Below are 17,794 nucleotides of genomic sequence, written 5' to 3' on the forward strand. Positions count from 1 at the left end.
TTTTTTTACCTAAATAAAAAATGACTTAGTTGTCCTAAGTCATCCTTCATTCATACTCTTCCTGACGATTAATTCTGCGCCCACATATAATGTTTTTACCGTTCTTCTCTTGTCCTGCACTTGTTCAAGCAGTAATTGAACAGCATTTTTACATAATTCATGTATATCAATATGAAACGTCGTCAGAGGAGGCGAGACATACTTCGCGAAGCTGATGTTGTTGATACTCACAATGCTTACCCTGTTTGGTATGGCAATTCCTTTTTCGTTCAGGGCTTGCAGGCAGCCCACTGCAATCGGGTCCGCTGCAATCATAAAAGCAGTCGGAAGCTGATCGCCTAATGTGTCGATCGCTGCTGACATCAGGCGGTAGCCGTTTTCTACAGAGAATCCGCGATGACAGAAAATATAGCGCTCGTCCAGCATGGCTTTTTCCCTCATATAGGATCTGAAGGTTTGTTCACGGATGTCCATTTCATCCTGATTGGTATTCGGATTTTTGTATGTGCCGCCGATAAAACCGATGCTCTTATGCCCCTTCTCAGTCAGGATGTTTACCGTCTTCTTTGTCATTTGTGCCAAATCGGGCCTTACCGAGTCAAAATGATCGGGATCAGGAGTTGAATCGATGAACACGCCATTTTCAGTGAGATTTCTGAGGAAAGCCAGCTCTTCATCTGAAAATGTGCCAACGGCAATAAACCCTTCCGTATGTTCAGGAATGCTCTCGATTCCATCCGCTATTTTATAAGTGGTCATATCGACATTGAATGCTTTCGCCAGTTTCTCTACTTCTAATCTCATCGTTTTAAAATAGACATCTTCTAATTCTTCTTTCTCTGTCAGCCAATATAAAAACGCAATATGTTTCACCAGCGGCCTTACTGTTTTTTTGCGGTAATTGAGCTTTTCCGCCGCTTCATAGATTTTCTCCCGTGTCTCATCAGGAACAGAAAGGCTTTCATCGTTATTTAAAACGCGGGAAACGGTTGAGATTGAAAATCCCGCTTCCTGCGCGATATCTTTAATTGTCGCCATTGCATCTGCCTCCATTATTCAGCTCGCATTGATTTAGTAAAATATTTTACTTTCTTTTTCACAAATGTCAAGTGCACAAAGCTCTCTGGCTGCCTCATGTAAAAAGACTGAACCATTTGCGGCTCAGTCTCAGTTGTTCGTATCATTCGGAACCGGCGGAATTGCCCGGGAAATGAGTTGGTTATTGCACATTTTCCTCGAAATATCCCGAAAGCACATCTTCCACATTCGTCAAATGCGCCAGCATGGCGGCTTCCGCCTGTGCACCGTTCCCGGCAGCCACAGCATTGTAAATCCGTTCGTGCTCCTCATACAGCCGCTGAACGGAGGTCTTCTTGGAAAACAGCCAGATTTTCCTCGTTTCCCTCATTGTTTCCAGCAGCAATGATGACACGTGATTCATCAAGTGTTTAAGAAGTTCATTTTGAGAAGCGTCCGCAAGCGCAAGATGAAATGCAAAGTCTGCTTTCTCTCCCAACTCCCCGTCCGCTTCAATGCTGCCCATTTCCTTTAGTGCATCCTGAATTCTTTCGAGATCTGCTTCTGTCCTTTTTTCAGCCGCTAGTGAAGCCACGCCGATTTCAAGCAGTTTTCTGACCTCGAGCAGCTGCTTGACGTCCTCTTTTTTCATCAGAAGGGCGGCTGAGAGCGGCTGAGAAATTTGATTGAGCTCAAATTCCTTCAGATACGTGCCTTCTCCCTGTTTCATTTCGACAAGCCCCATCGCCTTTAGCGCAGAAAGTGCTTCGCGAACCGCTGAACGGCTGACTTGAAAGCTCTCAGCAAGCGCCTGAACAGAGTCCAGTTTATCCCCTGGCTTCAATTCGCCGTTTTTGATCATATCTAATAGTGCATCCGCTACTTCTTCATATATTTTTTTTGTTTTAATCTGTTTGTATTTCAATGCAATTCACCCCGTAACTTGTAGGTCTGGCTGTTTACGATCTATTATACTCTGTTTTGTGGGCCGCCAAAAGATTTTGACTATTTTGTCAAAAAGTCTTGTACTTTGATTTTTTTCAAAATATAATGCTAGGTAACTGGTCTTATTACCCAGTCATCAGATGATCATATCATCTATAGAAACCGCTTACATATGGCGCCAGTTTATGTTTCAAGGAGGGGTTTGGGATGCAATGGACACAGGCATATACGCCTATAGGGGGAAATTTGCTATTATCAGCGCTTGCCGCACTTGTACCGATTATTTTCTTTTTTTGGGCACTCGCGATTAAACGGATGAAGGGGTATACAGCAGGCTTGGCCACATTGGGGATCGCCCTTATCATTGCTGTATTGGTTTATCGGATGCCGGCGGAAAAAGCGCTGATGTCCGCGACACAAGGAGCCGTATACGGATTGTTGCCGATCGGCTGGATCATTGTGACGTCTGTTTTTTTGTATAAAATCACTGTGAAAACGGGACAGTTTGATATCATTCGCAGCTCTGTTCTCTCGATTACTGATGACCGACGGCTTCAAGCTCTCTTGATCGCTTTTTCATTCGGGGCTTTTTTAGAAGGGGCAGCAGGCTTTGGAGCGCCGGTCGCCATTTCTGCCGCGCTGCTGGTCGGTCTCGGCTTTAATCCTCTTTATGCTGCGGGGATCTGTTTGATCGCCAATACGGCGCCGGTTGCCTTTGGGGCAATTGGGATTCCAATTACAGCCGTAGAAGGGCCGACAGGGATTCCGGCGATGGAGATTTCGCAAATGGTTGGGCGGCAGCTGCCGTTTTTATCCGTATTTATTCCTCTTTATTTAATCATCATCATGAGCGGGTTCAGGAAAGCCTTGGAGATCTGGCCGGCGATTCTCGTATCCGGTGTTTCCTTTGCTGTTGTTCAATATCTCAGTTCCAATTTTTTAGGGCCTGAGCTGCCCGATGTTTTGTCAGCTCTTGTTTCAATGGCTGCGCTTGCTGTGTTTTTGAAATGGTGGAAGCCGAAAACAACATTCCGGTTTGCCGGTGAACAAGAGTCGGCCGCCTCAATTGAAACGGCGCGCACAAATCCGGCAGCGCCTGCATACAGCGGCGGACAGATTTTTAAGGCTTGGTCGCCATTTCTGCTGCTGACGGCGATGATTTCCGTATGGGGCATTCCATCTGTCAAATCTGCACTGACCGGGCATTATGAAGGCTCTGCGGTGTTCTTGAAATGGCTGAATGCTGTTGGAGAAAAACTGACTTTTGCCCCCGGTGTGCCTTTTTTGAACAATCAGATTGTCAATGCTGACGGTACGCCGATTGAGGCGGTTTACAAGCTTGAGGTGCTTGGTTCGGCCGGCACCGCGATATTGATTGCCGCAGTGCTGTCAAAGTTCATCACGGCGATTTCGTGGAAAGACTGGGGAGCCGTTTTTAAAGAAACAGTCCAGGAATTGAAGCTTCCGATTTTGACCATCGCTTCTGTCGTTGGTTTTGCCTATGTCACCAACTCCTCGGGAATGAGCACGACACTCGGGATGACACTCGCGCTGACAGGTTCGATGTTTACCTTCTTTTCGCCCGTTCTCGGCTGGCTCGGCGTCTTCATTACCGGCTCGGATACTTCCGCCAACCTGCTGTTCGGCAACCTGCAGAAAGTCACCGCATTATCAGTCGGCATGGACCCCGTTCTGTCTGTGGCCGCCAATTCTTCAGGCGGTGTCACAGGAAAAATGATTTCACCGCAGTCGATAGCGGTGGCGTGTGCCGCCGTAGGACTCGCCGGAAAGGAGTCAGATCTTTTCCGCTTTACCATTAAACACAGTCTGTTTTTGCTGCTGCTCGTTTGTATCATCACCTTTTTGCAGCATCACGTATTCAGCTGGATGATTCCTTAAAAAAATCCTCCCGTCTAGGGAGGATTTTATTTATATCGCTTTCTCGCTGCCGATGACGGAATATTCATTTGATCGCGATATTTTGCCACGGTGCGTCTCGAGATTTGGATGCCGTGTTGTTCATACAGCAAATCGACAAGCTTTTGATCTGAAAGCGGTTTTGTTTTGTCCTCTTGATTGATCAGGTCTTCAAGATGCATTTTGACTGCATAATTCGACGCATCTCCCTCTCCAGAAGCCTCGGCTTTTGCTGAGAAAAAGAGTTTCATCTCAAACAGCCCGTAAGGCGTTTGTATTGTTTTCCCTTTAATGGCCCGGCTCACAGTTGATTCATGAAGGCTTAGACAGTCCGCCACCTCTCTGAGAGTCAGCGGCTTCATTGCGCTTCGCCCTTTCATAAAGAAATCCTTTTGGCGTGTGATCAGTTCATTGATAATTCTCGTGATTGTCTGTTTTCGCTGCCGCAGCGCGCGGCTCAGCCAGCGCCACTCCTGATATTTCGCAGATAAATAGGAGACAGTATCCTGACAAGAGCCGGATGATAAAAGCGTTCTGTACTGCGGATGCAAATCGATCTCGGGAAACGAGCGGGTATTCAGTTCCGCTGCGATGTGCCCGTTTTTTACAGTGATAAAAATGTCAGGCTCAATATACACATCTTGCTCTGGCCGGGCAAACAGAAGACCAGGTCTAGGATGAAGAGCCGCGATATCATCTGAGATATCTTGAATGGTATGAAGCGGAATTCCTGTCTCCACTGAAAGCGCTTTCCATTTTTTTTGCGCAAAAGCATCAAAATGAGCTGAAACCAGCATTTCCGCTTGTTCATTTCTGTTCGGCAGCCGCTGTAATTGAAGAAGGATGCATTCCTGCAAAGATCTCGCGCCGATTCCAGCCGGTTCTAATGACTGGAGTTTTGCCAAAACAGCCTCCGCTTCCTTGGCCGATACAGATAATCGCCGTGCTGCCTCCTCTATATCTTCTTCCAAGTACCCGTTTGAATCAAGCGAATGAATCAGATAATTAAAAATCTTTTTTTCAGTGTTTGTCAGATTCATATCGAGTGACTGCTGTTTTAACGCATCCTGCAATGTTTTTTGCGGATCACTTAATTGAAGGCCCGCTTCCTGTGCATTCATCCTGTTTTTGTTTGTTTTATGGTAAGATAGTGGCGGTGTGTCTGTTTCCTTTCGTTCAATAAGAGGGTTTTCCAGTGAGAGCTCATCAATGTACTCGGCGAGTTCTGCCGAATGATAGCCAAGCAGCGTGATGGCCTGCCTGAGCTCCTGTGTCAGTTGAGGCTTTAATACTTGTACTTGCTGAAGTTTCATATCCATCTTGCTCACTCCCCTTTCTTCATTGTACATGATTGAGATCACACCGTATACATTTATGAAAAAGGAGCTGCCAAAGAAATGTCTGAACTTTTTTCCGTCCCTTATTTTATTGAGAATTTAAAACAGCATATTGAAATGAATCAGTCTGAGGATAAAATCCACGCGATGAACAGCTACTACCGTTCCGTCGTCTCAACACTCGTGCAGGACCAGCTGACGAAAAACGCAGTTGTCCTGAAACGGATTCAGCATTTAGATGAAGCATACAACAAAGTCAAACGTGGAGAATCAAAATAAACCTTCCGCTCACATGTGAGCAGGAAGGTTTTCCTTCTTTGAGGCGTTCTGGATGAGCCGGGTGCTTGGCACTCCTTCCATCCAGGTATGAAAATAATTGGCGTTTTTCCCATAGGAATTATCAATGACCGTATTTTCTTTTTGAAGAAGAGAGGACAAGATGTGTCCGTGCAGCCTTGACGTTTCCACCGATTCGTAACGGCTGAAGAACCGAATCGCTTTTTGGACGATATAATCCGAGTATTTTTCCCATATAAACGCGATCGGCAGAGGGTTGCCCGCTTTTTTGTTCAGGACGTTCAGCGTTTGGAGAAAAGCGATCGTCCGGCGGTCTGAAGCTGACAGGACCGTGCGCCAGTCGTAGCTTTCCGCTTCTGCGTGTTCCTGGAGCGCCTGGTTTGCTTCATGATCTGTTCGGATAAATCTCAGCTTTTGATTGGACGGCTGCTGCGTGGGAACGACGGGAAACAGCTGATGAGCCATATCAGGCAGAAGCTGAATGTGATTTCTTGTAAAATAAGCCTGCGCCGTAGCATAGGAGGCTTTTTCCCTTGTCATGATGTGAAGGTTCGCATGCTTAGAAAATATCTCTGCCGTCCGTTTGAGGTTGTCTTTGTCTTGAAAATAAATCGATTGCGGCAGGATCACAATTTTGTGGTTCGGATAGGTTTGGACGATTTTCTCTCTAAAGCCTTGATAATACGGATACAGATCCCCGAAGTTTCCGCCTCCCTGGCAGACGATGATGAGATTAGGATCCAGCTTTCGCCCGACTGGAAAATTGTCAGGATTCCAGCGTTTTCTGACCCGAATCCCGTATTCTTTAAAGAAGGCTTCTGTTCCTTTCATAATAAATAAATCCCCTACATTCCCATATAGAGGATAGTCAGCATATATAATCTCTGATTGTTTCGGAATGACGTCGAGCAGCCCGGACAGTTTCTGTTTCAGGCCGATCATCGAATGCTTGCTGTCCATTTCTTCACCTCGGCAGTTTGGAATAAGTGCAGTAGCACATCAATGACCCGGTCTTGCTCATCTTCTGTCATATTTGACCCTGAAGGGAGACAGATTCCCCGCTTGAACAAATCTTCGCATACGCTTCCTGTATCTTCATGAGAATAAAATAAAGCCGGATCGAACAGCGGCTGGGTATGGAGCGGCTTCCACAGCGGACGGGCTTCAATGTTTTCTTCAGCAAGACGTTGAACTACGTCATATGGGCTGAGCCCGTTATCAAGTGTGAGCGTGGTGAGCCAGCGATTGGATACGCCGGCTGCGTACTCCGGCATAAAGCGGACGCCGTCTATGAGACCAAGCGCATTTTTGTATCTCGTGAAAATGGTCCTTCTTTTCTCCACACGCTCATCCAGCACCTCAAGCTGGGCAATGCCGACGCCGGCTAAGATATTGCTTAGCCTGTAATTATGTCCCATTTCACTGTGCTGATAATGAACAGCCGGCTCTCGTGCCTGCGAAGCGAGAAATCTTGCTTTTTCAATTGCTGCTTCATCATTTGAAACGAGCATCCCTCCCCCTGATGTGGTAATGATTTTGTTCCCGTTAAATGAAAAAATGCCGAAGCGCCCGAAAGTTCCGCTTTGCTTCCCTTTATAGAGTGTACCCAGAGATTCGGCTGCATCCTCAATGACAGGAACTCCGTATGCATCACACAGGCTTACGATTTCATCCATTTTCGCACTCTGCCCATATAGATTGACGGCAATAACCGCTTTTGGCAGTGTTCCGTTTCTTTTCGCTTCCTCCAATGCTCTTTCAAGGGCTGTCGGCGACATATTCCACGTATCAGGCTCAGAATCAATAAAGACGGGCACCGCTTTTTCATATAAAATCGGATTGGCGGTTGCTACAAATGTGAAGGACTGGCAAAACACGCTGTCACCTTCTTTTACCTCGAGTAAACGCAGCGCGAGATGAATCGCCGCCGTTCCTGAGCTGACCGCAGCTGCTGCTTTTACACTGACTCGTTCTGCCAGCTGTTCTTCAAATGAATTCACGAGCGGCCCAAGCGGCGCAATCCAGTTTGAGCGAAAGGCTTCTGAAATATAGTGCTGCTCCCTGCCGCTCATATGAGGGGGAGATAAGTAGATTTTTTTATGCATAGAATCATCCTTTGTTTGATGTTTGAATGGAAGAAATGATGCGTGCCGGAGCACCGGCCGCCGTTACCCTGTCCGGTATGGGACGGATCACCGCGGAGCCGGCTCCGACAATGCTCCAAGCCCCGATTGTGATCTGCGGTATGACGGATGCACCAGTTCCGACGTGAGCGCCTTCCTGAACGGAAACCGCTCCTGACAGCGTGACACGCGGGGACAGATGAACGTAATCGCTGATTTGATTATCGTGCTCTGCCACTGCACCCGTATTGATGATGCAATGAGCGCCGATGCGCGCATCCGCCTGAATGATCGCGCCCGCCATAATTACTGTCCCTTCCCCAATGACAGCCGACCTGCTGACGATGGCTGACGGGTGAATCAATGTAATAAAATCATCTTTCCTCAGTCCCAGTCGCTCCGCCAGCTGTTTTCTGACACTGTTATTCCCAACAGCAATCAGAAACAGCACATCAGGAATGAGCCTGCGTAGTTCAGTAACGGCTTCCGGCGGTCCTGTGTACCATTCTTTTCCGCCTTCGAACGTTTTGAATTTATCATCCAGCACCGCGGCTAAGCGCGTATCTGAGCGGGCGTTTATCAGCTCTCTGATCACCTTTCCGTGTCCGCCGTCACCCACAATGGCCACGTTTTTCATGAGGACACATCTCCGCTTCCGGTAAACCGTTCCGCGGTCACATGATTGGTTTGCTGAATCCCTTCTGAAACAAGGACCTTTCGCACCGTCAAACATAAAATTTTCAAATCGAGAAAAAATGACCGGTTGTCAACGTACCAAACATCTAATTCAAATTTCTTTTCCCAGGAAATCGCGTTTCTGCCATTGATTTGCGCCCAGCCTGTGATACCCGGCTTCACCTCATGGCGCCGTGCCTGTTTTTCTGTATAAAGAGGCAGATAGTCCATCAAAAGCGGCCGCGGCCCGACAAGGCTAAGATCGCCCTTCAGGACATTCAGGAGCTGCGGAAGCTCATCAATGCTCAGCTTTCTGATCAGCCTGCCCGTTTTCGTCAGCCGGACTTCATCGGGCAGCAGATTTCCCTCACTGTCCCGTTCATCCGTCATTGTCCGGAACTTGTATAGGGTGAACGGTTTGCCGTTCAGGCCTGGCCTTACTTGCTTAAAGAAGACAGGTGATCCTATTTTCAGCCTGACAACGGCGATGGTGAACAGAATGATCACACTCGTACAGCACAACAAAAAAATGGCGGCCGTCAGATCAAAAAGTCGTTTCAGGATCAAAGATTCACAGCTCCTTTCGTTTTTCGAAACCGTTTTAATACCAGCTGTCTTTCCTCTTTTGTACAAACGAGCATAAAAGCGAAAACAGCGTAGCAAAAGCTGACTGCCACTCCCGTCGCTATCAGTGACGGCCAGCCGTCAATCTTCACAACGAACTGAATTGTCTTACAGACCGTCCAGGCAAATACAGCGGCTGAAAGAGGCCCGATTATGCCTTTAAAGAACACGTGCTTTTTGTAGCCTGTAATGCGGGATACGTAAAGCGGCGTAAAGATGGCATTTTTTAAAATAAGAGAAATGGCCCCTGCCAATGTTATGCCGTACAGACCGAGATGAGCTGGCCCGCTCAGCGTGACCGCCAGCACCACATTCACCGCACCTAACAGCAGGGTAACAATTGCCGGTGTTTTTTGTTGATTAAAAGCGGTCCATATATAAAACAGCGGCATAAAGGCGAGGCTGACAACCAAGTATCCGGCATGAATAAATAAAAGCGGTGCTATCGACGAAAAGGACGGTCCGAGCCAGATTGTCAAAAAAGGCCCCGCCAATCCGCCCAATAAGGCAGCAGGAAGTGCAAGCAAAAGACCATTAAGCCTTACTGCCTTATTTGCGTAATTCATCAATCCTTCCATATCGCCTTTTGAATAATATGAAGTCATGATAGGCGCAAACAGGGATGCGACCGTTCCGGCCAAGCTGCGCAAAAGCAGCGGAAACTGGATAATCGCCGCGTATTTCCCGGAGGCGGACGCCCCAAGCATCAAATTGGCGGTTAACAGATCAATCTGCAAAAAAAGCAGGACGCCGATTTGATTGACGGAGCTCCATGCGCCCGCTTGAAACAGCTCCTTGCTAGTGCGGAATGAAAGATCCTTCATACGAAACGAAAACCATGGAATCAGCTTTTTGAAGAAATAGAAAGACAGCACAGACGCAATAACAGCACCAGCTAAAGCTGCAAGCTGGATCTGCCAGATTTTCGGCGCAAAGTATGCAAACAGGAGCAGCACAGACAGCACCCGTATAAGCATTTGCACCGCCTGAATGGAACTGGTGATATAAAGACGGTTGGCATAAAATGGTGCAGCGCCGAAGCCGGCCATCAGAAATGTTAAAATAAACAGCACACTGCCGATCAAAATCGACAACCGCACATCTGCCAAAAGCGCTTGCGGCACATTCATGACGCGGTCAATAAAAAAAGCCGAACCCGCAAGCGGCAGCAAGAGCAGCAATGAAATCAAAACAGAGGCCGCTAAATAATTGCTGATATACGCATTTGCTTTCTCCCGCTCTCCCCTGTGGGCAGCAACAGAAAAGAACCGAACGACAACCGAGCTGAGCGCCACGGTGATAACCGAAAAGTAATTAATCACATTTTGTGTCAAGTGAACAAAGCCAAACGCTTCCACACCGAGCGTTTTGACAATAAAAGGCGTCATCCAAACCGACAGGAAAACGGACAAGAGAAAAGCCGTGAGATTAGCACTGAAATTTATCGTGAATTTCATGCCTGCTTCGCACTGCCTTTCATTGTCCCCCGCTGCTCGAAAAACAGCTTGATGAGAAAAGTGAGCCGCCATTTACACAGTGCTAATACCAAACGCTCTCCTCTTAATAATTTCTCATGCTGAAACGGTGTATGTCTGACAGCCTGCCGCACCATGTCATAGGATAAAATCTGTCTGATCTTCTTTTTGATGTCTCTCGGCGAATTCGGAGAAGCACAGGCATTTGCCAAAAGCATCGGAAGCTGGTGCCTGCAAATGTACACATTCAAATCTTCTTTGCATGCGCCTGCTAAGCCGTAGTGATTGTAGAATGCGATTTTAGCCTGATATTGTTTTTGAAGATGTTCATCCATCGCCGGCTTATAAGGAATTTCTGTCAGGCTGTTCGGGTTTTCACGATAAATGTACAATCCTTCATCAAGCATTTTTACCCGCTCCGCTTCGCAAAAAGCGGACAAATTGAAGGGAGAGTCTTCAGCAAAACGGATGTCTTCATCAAACATCAGATTCGCCCTATCAAAAAGCTCACGGCGGTAAAGGTAACGCCATACATACCAGATAAATCTCGTTTCGTGAGCATGTTTAAGCCGTTCAGTCATTTCTCGTTTTGTCAGCACGCGGTTTGCCTCAAGCTGCGGCGGCACATATGTCCGCCTGTCCGATGACTGCTTGTAAAAACCGCATCCGACGATGTCGAGCCGATTTTGCTCCGCTTCTTCAGCCAGCCTCTGGAACATGGAGGATGATACATAATCGTCTCCGTCTACAAAGCCGATGTAAGTGCCCCGCGCGGCCTTTATTCCCGTATTTCGCGCTGAACTAAGCCCGCCGTTTGCCTGATGAATGACCCGGATTCTCGCATCCCGTTGTGCATAGTCCTCTGCAATTTCGCCTGAACGATCCGGTGTTCCGTCATTCACGAGGATGATTTCAATATCAGAAAGCGTTTGGCAAAGCAAAGAATCAATGCACTCCCCTATAAATGGTTCAACATTATACATCGGGACAATAATGCTGACGAGCGGGGTCATTGCGCTTCACCGCTGATTTTGTCACGCAGACCTTTAAAATACACATCTCTCTGAAAGCCTGCACGGGGTGTTTCTTTTGTTAAAAGCTCATTGACTGCGGCTGTTACGCGCTCTGGCTCCGGATGTTCTATCAGCTTCATGAACGGGATGTCTTTAAGCCATTGATAGCCCTCCATTACTTTATGGTCAAAGGAGCGAATGACAACACACGGCGTTCCTGTCAGCGCGCAAAAAATCATGCCATGAAGCCTGTCAGTGACGACGGCTTCTGCGCTTTGCAGCTTAGACCACAGTGCTTCAAGTTCTTGTTCGCGTGTATCGCGGCTGACCCGGCGCCCGATCGTTGTCGTAAAGGATTTGATCTCGCCGAATTCCTCAAATAACGCAGCCTTGACCCGGTTCCTCTGGTCCTCCTGAAGCACGCTTTCCTGATCCTCGCGCAAACACATATAAACCCCTTCGCGTTCTGCGGGGGCCTTGCTTCTGTCTAAATACAGCACCATGTCCGGCTGCTTCAAAATTGTTTTTTCTTGAAAATGCTGTTTCATAAATTGATACGTTGTTTCATCCCGCGCCATCAGCAACAAGCCGGGGTGCGCATTATAAATTTTCTGTGCCCGTTTCAGCTCTTTGCGCCCTTTTTTCGTGTCAGAAAAATGGGCCGTTGCCGGAAGCTGGACAACCCGATAGTCATGGAATGTGTTAATGATGAAGCGGCGCGTCCACTCCTCATAACGGTATAAATCCCCCATGTTTCCGCCGCCGATGATAAAGACCATATCCTCCGGATGGCGCGAGCGGATCAGGCTTTTTGCTGATTTGTAAATGTCCTTCATATCGACCTCGACGATGTCAAAGTCCGAGTATTCTTGCTCAAGAAATGCCTTGCTGGCATAAGCAATTGCATGATCTCCCAAATTGTCATGGGACGGCAGCAGGGTCAGTATGATTTTTTTCTGATGTGCTGCGGCCTTTACCGGCTGATCTGCCGCTCCCAGCCAATATTGGGACGGGTATTTGACCTTTAGCAGCAGCCATTCTGCAAAATTGATTTTCAACGATTGTAACGACATGTCCTCACCCTCTGTTTCTCATTTTGTACTCGATCACCCGCTGATACACAGCCGATGCCATAGCGACGAACGGAATCATTCTGTATTTCGCCATCAGAAGCAGGCATGACCGTTTTGCGTCAAAAGGAGCAGTACCCGTTTTTGAAAGACTTTCTTGAAACACCGGGTCCGCGCATATCACGCCAACATTTCTAAGCTTTTCAAACAGCCGGCGGCTACCGCTCGTTTTCCATTCATTCAGCATACAGATGCTGCTGTGAAGAACGATAAAGGTATCAAGCTCCTTGCGATACTCCTCCAGTTTGTTGTTCTCCTGTAAAAACGCCGCATTCGCCTCATACAGCGCAAGTCCTGATTCAAACAATTTTTTCTGATAGCGCTGCACAATGGAGGAAAGGTGAATTCGGTAATGATAGAGCGGCGTTTTTACGTAGGATACTGAGCGGGCGAAAAAATGAGCCCTGAAGCTGAAAAACTGATCCTCGACATGCTCCAGCTCGCCTCGGAGCGGAAACGATAGCCGATGGGCTTCAATCATGCTTCTTCTGTACAGTTTGTTCCATGAAAACCCTCTGACCTTCCCTTCGAATAACGCCTTGATATAGTGCTCCTTCGGCCGATCCTGATAGGTTTGGGCAATGTCTGAGTCCATGGTTTTGCCAGTGTCCTCAAACTCTGCGGCGTAATTGCAAATGACCAGATCAGTTTCATCGCCTGCTGCCCGGAGCATCTGCTCGCAATAATCAGGTTCGATCCAATCGTCTGAATCGATAAACGCGATAAATTCGCCGCGTGCTGCCTCAATGCCTTTATTCCGAACCGCACCGAGACCCTGGTTCTCTTGATGAATCACCTTGAACCTGTTGTCCATATTGGCGTATTCTTCTGCGATATCCGGGCTGGCGTCTGCTGAACCGTCATTAACAATGATGATTTCTATATTGTCCACTGTCTGGTTCCGCAGTGATTCGAGACACGTTCTGATATATGTTTCTGTGTTATAAACAGCGACTAGCAGACTAACCGCAGGTGTTTCCATAATGACCGGCTCCTCTTGCATAAATTACCGGGAAAAAATCGTTCTGTAAGGCAGAACGGATGAATCAACCGGCATAAGCAAATAACTGTAAAGAAAATAACAAACAATGATAGCAATATAGATAAGGGCATTCGATTTTTCATCAAATATCCTGACGAAATAAGGGACTAAGATCATTTGATACAGACCGAAATAAATATTGAATCTGGCAAAAATCACGTCCTTTGTGGCCAAAAGGCCGAATAAAAAACCAAGCAGGCACAAATTTACGACAATATCGATTTGCGGCCATAGACGCCGCAGTCGTTCTTTATAGCAAAATGCAAGAAACAGCGGCAGAACCAAAACAGCGATTTTGATCACATTCATTCCATTTGTGTTCGTCATGAGCCATTTTTCATAATGGCTGTATGAGCTGTTTTCAAGTACAACAACAAAAACAGAAATAAATTTTTGATATAAAAATGTCATGCCGAGAAATAAAGCGGATAGGCCAAATATCGCCGGTGACCAGGCTTTTCTTCTGACAATAAAGTACACTGGAATCATAATTAGCGCCGACGAATGAAAGAGCGAGCTGACCAGCACAATCAGGAAATATCGCTTCCAGTTCCCGCTGATGATATAACGGATCGCCCAAAACAAAGCAGCTGCGACCATGTATTGCCTGATGCCGTTAAAAGACGCGTAGTAATGAAAGGTTCCCAAAAATAAAAAGACACTCAGCTCAAACGGCCTGCCATAGTCGGCGAGTGTCTTCATAATAAAGCTGTAGGTCACGACCGCCACCGTAAAATACATGATTTGAGGATCTTCCGTGATGAAATTCATCAGCCAAAGGAGTGCGGTAAACCCCGGATCTGTCGCTGTTTTTGCTGTGCCGAAACCGAATATCTGCCACACATTTTGATAATCGCCCGCCAATTCGTACAGCAGCGTGTACGTCTGAAAATCCGTGCCGACTCGATAGCGGAGACCTGACACGAGCACAAGTGAAGCGAGCGGAATCCAGATCAAAAGCTTATTCGGCCGATACCCCGTGGCAAGCGAATCGTCACGGCCGCCGCACATTTTAGCGAACCAAGACCAAATAAATACAATCCCCATATTGACGGCATATACAATCATCGGTTATGGTCCTTTTCCGTGCTGATGTTGTATACATTCAGCAGCGCTCCTACATTTTGCTGTGCATCGTAGCCAAGTTGAGCGAGTGTTTCTTTGATGAACTCACGCTTCGGCCTGCCTGCGGCGGCCGCCCTCGCAATGGTTTCAGCCCAGACGCTGATCGGCTCAGAAAGGCTTAATCTTGTGACAAGCCCGAGACCGGCGTCGACTTTTTCTGTAATGCTGTCTGAAATGATGCATGGAAGCCCCGACGCCTGCGCTTCCACAAGCACAACCGGCAAGCCTTCGTACAGAGACGGCATGACAAATACATCGAATGTTCGCATCAGTTCATGGATCCGTTCTTCCGTGCCTAAAAAGAGGACGTCTGAAAGCAAATTCTGATGCCGCGCCTCCTCCTCTATCTCCCCGCGCAACGGCCCGTCTCCCGCCAGAACGAGCTGAAAGCGAACGCCTCTTTCTTTGAGATGTGCGGCAAGTTTCAGCAGGAACGCGTGGTTTTTCACTTCATGAAACCGGGCCACATGGCCAATGATGAGCCGGTCGGCTGCAATGCCGCGTGCTGCTTTTTCTTCATCAGCCGCCTGCCCATTTGGGGCGAACAACTCAAGGTCAATCCCGTTAGGAAGAAGGTGAACACGCTCCCGCTCCATATTGGACTGTCCAAATAAAAACCTGCCCGCATCCTCTCCGCAGGCACACAGCGCTGTCGCATTTGCCAAAATGAGCCGCCTGAACACCATCAGCTGCAAGCGATCCTTCCAATTGAAGCCGGTCTTCCAAGACGTATTGTGGGAGTGGCATACCCTGACCGGCACTCCGGCGAGCCTTGCCGCAAGGGCGATAAAACCCGTTTGGAAATCCGTGTGCGCATGAACGGCGCTGAACGGCCCGTTTTCTTTTATCGCGTTTCTCACATTCCTCACAAATGTAAGGGGATTGCTTTGCCCAATGCTCGGGACATAAAAAAGCCGCCCGCCTAAAGATAAAATCTCTTCATCGTAAGCGCACGGATCATTTCGATGCGTTAAAAAGTCAAATTGCACTTTGCTTTTGTCCATCTTCCGATATAAATTCATTACCATGGTTTCCGCGCCGCCCCTGTTCATGCCGCTGAGAACATGGAGCACGCGCTTTTGGCTGCTATTCATGCTTGACAAGCCCTTCCTTTTGGTTCATCACTCTTTTTTTATGGTAGCGATTCATCACGGCTGCAGGCATAAACGCGCGGATTAACGGTTTTGCGATATATATGTAATCAGATAAAGGAAGCTTCAAGCGTCTACACGCCTGATAGACAAGAATGGCATTGTCGATTGAATACGTAAATGACCGCCGTTTGAATGCATCGCTGTCTTCCCTCACTTTATACAAGGCTTCCTGAAGATTATAGCCCCTGAAGCCCTCTTCAAAAAAGCGAAGCCACAAATCAATATCTTCCATTCGTCTCGTCCGCCGCACCGACCGGTAGCCTTTCAGACTGCGGTAGGCACTCGCTCTCATCATAATCGTGCCGTGGCAAAATGGGGTCCCTTTTGCCATGATGCCCGGCTCCGGAACAGAAGGCAGAATGCGGGTGCCTCTTACGCCAAATTCATCAAACACAAGCATGCCGGTGCCAACCACCTGATAATGTCGGTGCTTTTCTAAAAACGCGACCTGCTTTTCCAGACGGCGCGGAAACGAAAGGTCATCTCCATCCTGACGTGCGATATAATCGCCTGTCGCATGCGAAAGACAATGATTTAATGATGCGGCAAGCCGCTTATTTGTTTTGTTTTGAATCAGTTTGATGCGGTCGCTGTAATGAGCGGCATACTGCTTCGCGATGCGGAGCGTGCTGTCTGTTGACGCATCGTCGCACAAAATCAGCTCCCAATTTTTATAGGATTGGCTGAGTATGGATTCTATGCTTTCTGCCAAAGTGCGTTCGCAATTATAAATGCCCATAATGACAGAAACTTTCGGTCCTGAGTTCATACGCTTTTCTCCTTTGTATCCATATCCATGTAGGCGGAATAAATATCTGCCATTTCTTCCACCGTTCGCGCCTCCGAGAAGCGCAAGGCTGTTTTTCGGCCTTCCTGTCCCAGCTTTCGGCAGAGTACCGGCTTATGGTAAAGCTGTTCAATCCGGCGGGCAAAAGCAGCACTGTCACCGATTTTGATCAGAAAACCGTTTTTTCCGTCGCGGATGATTTCCCGATGCCCGCGATTATCTGTGGCGATCGCCGGTTTTTCTGCCGCCATTCCCTCAAGCACATTCATGCCGAGGCCCTCTCTAATGCTGGATGCGACAGATACATCCGCAAGCTGAATCAGCTCATGTATGTCGCTGCAAAAGCCGTAAAAACAGACATTGGCGGAAGCGCCAAGCTTTTCAGCTAACGTTTGATACGTTTGTTCCATGGCCCCTTCCCCGGCAAACACAAGGCGAAGCGAAGGAATTTTTTCTTTTAGCAAGGCTGCGGCTTCAATTAACTGCTTCTGGTTTTTGTTCAGATTGAGCTCAGCCGGATAAACCAATATAAAATCATCTTCACGGAATCCGTGCTTTTCTCTGAGTCTTTGCTGCTCTATCGGACTGACAGGCCGGAAACGCTCGGTATTGACACCAATGCCGTGAATTTTCTGCGTCCTTCCGCCCGGCCTTTGAAGTCCTTTCGCCCGTGTGTAATCCTCTTCATTAATCGTAATCAGACAGTCCGTATATGCTGAAAGCCATTTCTCGACCGGATAGTAAAGAAGCCAATTTTTCATTGGTGCTCCTTTGCAGAAGTGAAATCCGTGCGCTGTGTACAGCACCTTTGTTCCGTGCCGCCGTGCCTGCCTCGCCGCCAGTCTGGCGAGAACACCGCCGACCGGTGTATGGCAATGGACAATGTCGTATTCATAGGTGTCGATCACTTTCTTCAGCTGCCTATAAACGGCCAGGTTCTGAGGGTCAAAAGGTGACCTGCGAATCGGAATGGAGAATTTCTCATCCACATACGGCAGCTTGGTTTGTCCGTTCGCGGCGACATGAACCTCCCAGCCCATTTGCTTGAACCATTTAAAATAAGGGAGGTGAAAGGCCTTAAAATGATAATCAACAGTCGCGCAAAACAATATCTTTTTCGTCATTTTCACACC

17 protein-coding genes are annotated in these 17,794 nt (G+C 47.7%); 2 read left to right on the forward strand and 15 right to left on the reverse strand.

The genetic code is table 11. From position 1 onward, the window contains the following. Positions 1-39: 39 nt before the first annotated feature. Together ganR and lutR are read right to left on the reverse strand one after the other, a co-directional pair. Positions 40-1,038, reverse strand: a complete 999-nt coding sequence (ganR, locus tag NYE49_RS17510; RefSeq protein WP_047183219.1) for a galactan degradation operon transcriptional regulator GanR — start codon at positions 1,036-1,038, stop codon at positions 40-42. Between the two features lie 181 nt (positions 1,039-1,219). Beyond that, positions 1,220-1,942 (reverse strand): L-lactate utilization/bacilysin biosynthesis transcriptional regulator LutR, encoded by a 723-nt coding sequence (lutR, locus tag NYE49_RS17515; RefSeq protein WP_003228277.1) that lies wholly within the window; start codon positions 1,940-1,942, stop codon positions 1,220-1,222. A gap of 227 nt (positions 1,943-2,169) precedes the next feature. Between lutR and lutP the strand changes: the two genes are divergently transcribed. Continuing rightward, on the forward strand, positions 2,170-3,861 hold the full coding sequence (gene lutP, locus NYE49_RS17520; RefSeq protein ID WP_015384690.1) for an L-lactate permease LutP: 1,692 nt from the start codon (positions 2,170-2,172) through the stop codon (positions 3,859-3,861). 26 nt (positions 3,862-3,887) lie between these two features. Here lutP and rpoN read toward each other — a convergent pair whose 3' ends face one another. Continuing rightward, positions 3,888-5,198, reverse strand: coding sequence for an RNA polymerase factor sigma-54 (gene rpoN, locus NYE49_RS17525; protein WP_041518055.1), 1,311 nt, complete (start codon positions 5,196-5,198; stop codon positions 3,888-3,890). A 78-nt stretch (positions 5,199-5,276) separates the two neighbouring features. Between rpoN and yvfG the strand changes: the two genes are divergently transcribed. Then, positions 5,277-5,495, forward strand: a complete 219-nt coding sequence (gene yvfG / locus NYE49_RS17530) for a protein YvfG (protein WP_003219905.1) — start codon at positions 5,277-5,279, stop codon at positions 5,493-5,495. A gap of 9 nt (positions 5,496-5,504) precedes the next feature. Here yvfG and NYE49_RS17535 read toward each other — a convergent pair whose 3' ends face one another. From NYE49_RS17535 to NYE49_RS17590, 12 genes are read right to left on the reverse strand one after another with little or no spacing between them, the layout of a single operon-like run. Further along, a complete protein-coding gene (locus NYE49_RS17535) occupies positions 5,505-6,473 on the reverse strand; it encodes a polysaccharide pyruvyl transferase family protein (protein ID WP_047183220.1) in 969 nt (322 codons plus the stop codon). Further along, a complete protein-coding gene (locus NYE49_RS17540; RefSeq protein ID WP_047183221.1) occupies positions 6,452-7,618 on the reverse strand; it encodes an aminotransferase class I/II-fold pyridoxal phosphate-dependent enzyme in 1,167 nt (388 codons plus the stop codon). Before NYE49_RS17540 ends, NYE49_RS17535 begins: the two co-directional genes overlap by 22 nt. Before the next feature lie 4 nt (positions 7,619-7,622). After that, entirely contained in the window at positions 7,623-8,273 is a 651-nt protein-coding gene (locus NYE49_RS17545) for an acetyltransferase (RefSeq protein WP_014480944.1), read from the reverse strand. Then, positions 8,270-8,878, reverse strand: coding sequence for a sugar transferase (locus tag NYE49_RS17550; protein ID WP_047183222.1), 609 nt, complete (start codon positions 8,876-8,878; stop codon positions 8,270-8,272). The genes NYE49_RS17545 and NYE49_RS17550 overlap by 4 nt, the downstream gene beginning before the upstream one ends. Further along, a complete protein-coding gene (locus tag NYE49_RS17555; protein ID WP_015483720.1) occupies positions 8,875-10,392 on the reverse strand; it encodes an MATE family efflux transporter in 1,518 nt (505 codons plus the stop codon). Before NYE49_RS17555 ends, NYE49_RS17550 begins: the two co-directional genes overlap by 4 nt. Next, entirely contained in the window at positions 10,389-11,423 is a 1,035-nt protein-coding gene (locus NYE49_RS17560; protein WP_047183223.1) for a glycosyltransferase, read from the reverse strand. Before NYE49_RS17560 ends, NYE49_RS17555 begins: the two co-directional genes overlap by 4 nt. Further along, the gene (locus tag NYE49_RS17565) at positions 11,420-12,496 is read right to left on the reverse strand and encodes a polysaccharide pyruvyl transferase family protein (protein ID WP_047183224.1); all 1,077 of its coding nucleotides are present in this window, start codon (positions 12,494-12,496) and stop codon (positions 11,420-11,422) included. Before NYE49_RS17565 ends, NYE49_RS17560 begins: the two co-directional genes overlap by 4 nt. Before the next feature lie 4 nt (positions 12,497-12,500). Continuing rightward, on the reverse strand, positions 12,501-13,535 hold the full coding sequence (locus NYE49_RS17570; RefSeq protein WP_015483722.1) for a glycosyltransferase family 2 protein: 1,035 nt from the start codon (positions 13,533-13,535) through the stop codon (positions 12,501-12,503). A 24-nt stretch (positions 13,536-13,559) separates the two neighbouring features. Continuing rightward, a complete protein-coding gene (gene epsG, locus NYE49_RS17575) occupies positions 13,560-14,663 on the reverse strand; it encodes a biofilm exopolysaccharide biosynthesis protein EpsG (RefSeq protein ID WP_015384700.1) in 1,104 nt (367 codons plus the stop codon). After that, positions 14,660-15,814: a glycosyltransferase family 1 protein gene (locus NYE49_RS17580; RefSeq protein ID WP_047183225.1), complete on the reverse strand. Its 1,155-nt coding sequence runs from the start codon at positions 15,812-15,814 to the stop codon at positions 14,660-14,662. The genes epsG and NYE49_RS17580 overlap by 4 nt, the downstream gene beginning before the upstream one ends. Beyond that, complete coding sequence (gene epsE, locus NYE49_RS17585; RefSeq protein WP_047183226.1) at positions 15,807-16,643, reverse strand: glycosyltransferase EpsE; 837 nt, start codon at positions 16,641-16,643, stop codon at positions 15,807-15,809. Before epsE ends, NYE49_RS17580 begins: the two co-directional genes overlap by 8 nt. Then, positions 16,640-17,785 (reverse strand): glycosyltransferase family 4 protein, encoded by a 1,146-nt coding sequence (locus tag NYE49_RS17590; protein WP_047183227.1) that lies wholly within the window; start codon positions 17,783-17,785, stop codon positions 16,640-16,642. The genes epsE and NYE49_RS17590 overlap by 4 nt, the downstream gene beginning before the upstream one ends. Positions 17,786-17,794 lie beyond the last annotated feature (9 nt).

Origin of the sequence: Bacillus sp. FSL L8-0358 (assembly GCF_038593095.1) — a bacterium.
Classification (GTDB): Bacteria; Bacillota; Bacilli; order Bacillales; family Bacillaceae; genus Bacillus; species Bacillus subtilis.

What these genes read in the sequence shown, in the direction of transcription:
- ganR (WP_047183219.1), bottom strand. Translation starts at nt 1,038, where the DNA reads ATGGCGACAATTAAAGATATCGCGCAGGAAGCGGGATTTTCAATCTCA.
- lutP (WP_015384690.1), top strand. Translation starts at nt 2,170, where the DNA reads ATGCAATGGACACAGGCATATACGCCTATAGGGGGAAATTTGCTATTA.
- rpoN (WP_041518055.1), bottom strand. Translation starts at nt 5,198, where the DNA reads ATGGATATGAAACTTCAGCAAGTACAAGTATTAAAGCCTCAACTGACA.
- yvfG (WP_003219905.1), top strand. Translation starts at nt 5,277, where the DNA reads ATGTCTGAACTTTTTTCCGTCCCTTATTTTATTGAGAATTTAAAACAG.
- NYE49_RS17535 (WP_047183220.1), bottom strand. Translation starts at nt 6,473, where the DNA reads ATGGACAGCAAGCATTCGATGATCGGCCTGAAACAGAAACTGTCCGGG.
- NYE49_RS17540 (WP_047183221.1), bottom strand. Translation starts at nt 7,618, where the DNA reads ATGCATAAAAAAATCTACTTATCTCCCCCTCATATGAGCGGCAGGGAG.
- NYE49_RS17545 (WP_014480944.1), bottom strand. Translation starts at nt 8,273, where the DNA reads ATGAAAAACGTGGCCATTGTGGGTGACGGCGGACACGGAAAGGTGATC.
- NYE49_RS17555 (WP_015483720.1), bottom strand. Translation starts at nt 10,392, where the DNA reads ATGAAATTCACGATAAATTTCAGTGCTAATCTCACGGCTTTTCTCTTG.
- NYE49_RS17560 (WP_047183223.1), bottom strand. Translation starts at nt 11,423, where the DNA reads ATGACCCCGCTCGTCAGCATTATTGTCCCGATGTATAATGTTGAACCA.
- NYE49_RS17565 (WP_047183224.1), bottom strand. Translation starts at nt 12,496, where the DNA reads ATGTCGTTACAATCGTTGAAAATCAATTTTGCAGAATGGCTGCTGCTA.
- NYE49_RS17570 (WP_015483722.1), bottom strand. Translation starts at nt 13,535, where the DNA reads ATGGAAACACCTGCGGTTAGTCTGCTAGTCGCTGTTTATAACACAGAA.
- epsG (WP_015384700.1), bottom strand. Translation starts at nt 14,663, where the DNA reads ATGATTGTATATGCCGTCAATATGGGGATTGTATTTATTTGGTCTTGG.
- NYE49_RS17580 (WP_047183225.1), bottom strand. Translation starts at nt 15,814, where the DNA reads ATGAATAGCAGCCAAAAGCGCGTGCTCCATGTTCTCAGCGGCATGAAC.
- epsE (WP_047183226.1), bottom strand. Translation starts at nt 16,643, where the DNA reads ATGAACTCAGGACCGAAAGTTTCTGTCATTATGGGCATTTATAATTGC.
- NYE49_RS17590 (WP_047183227.1), bottom strand. Translation starts at nt 17,785, where the DNA reads ATGACGAAAAAGATATTGTTTTGCGCGACTGTTGATTATCATTTTAAG.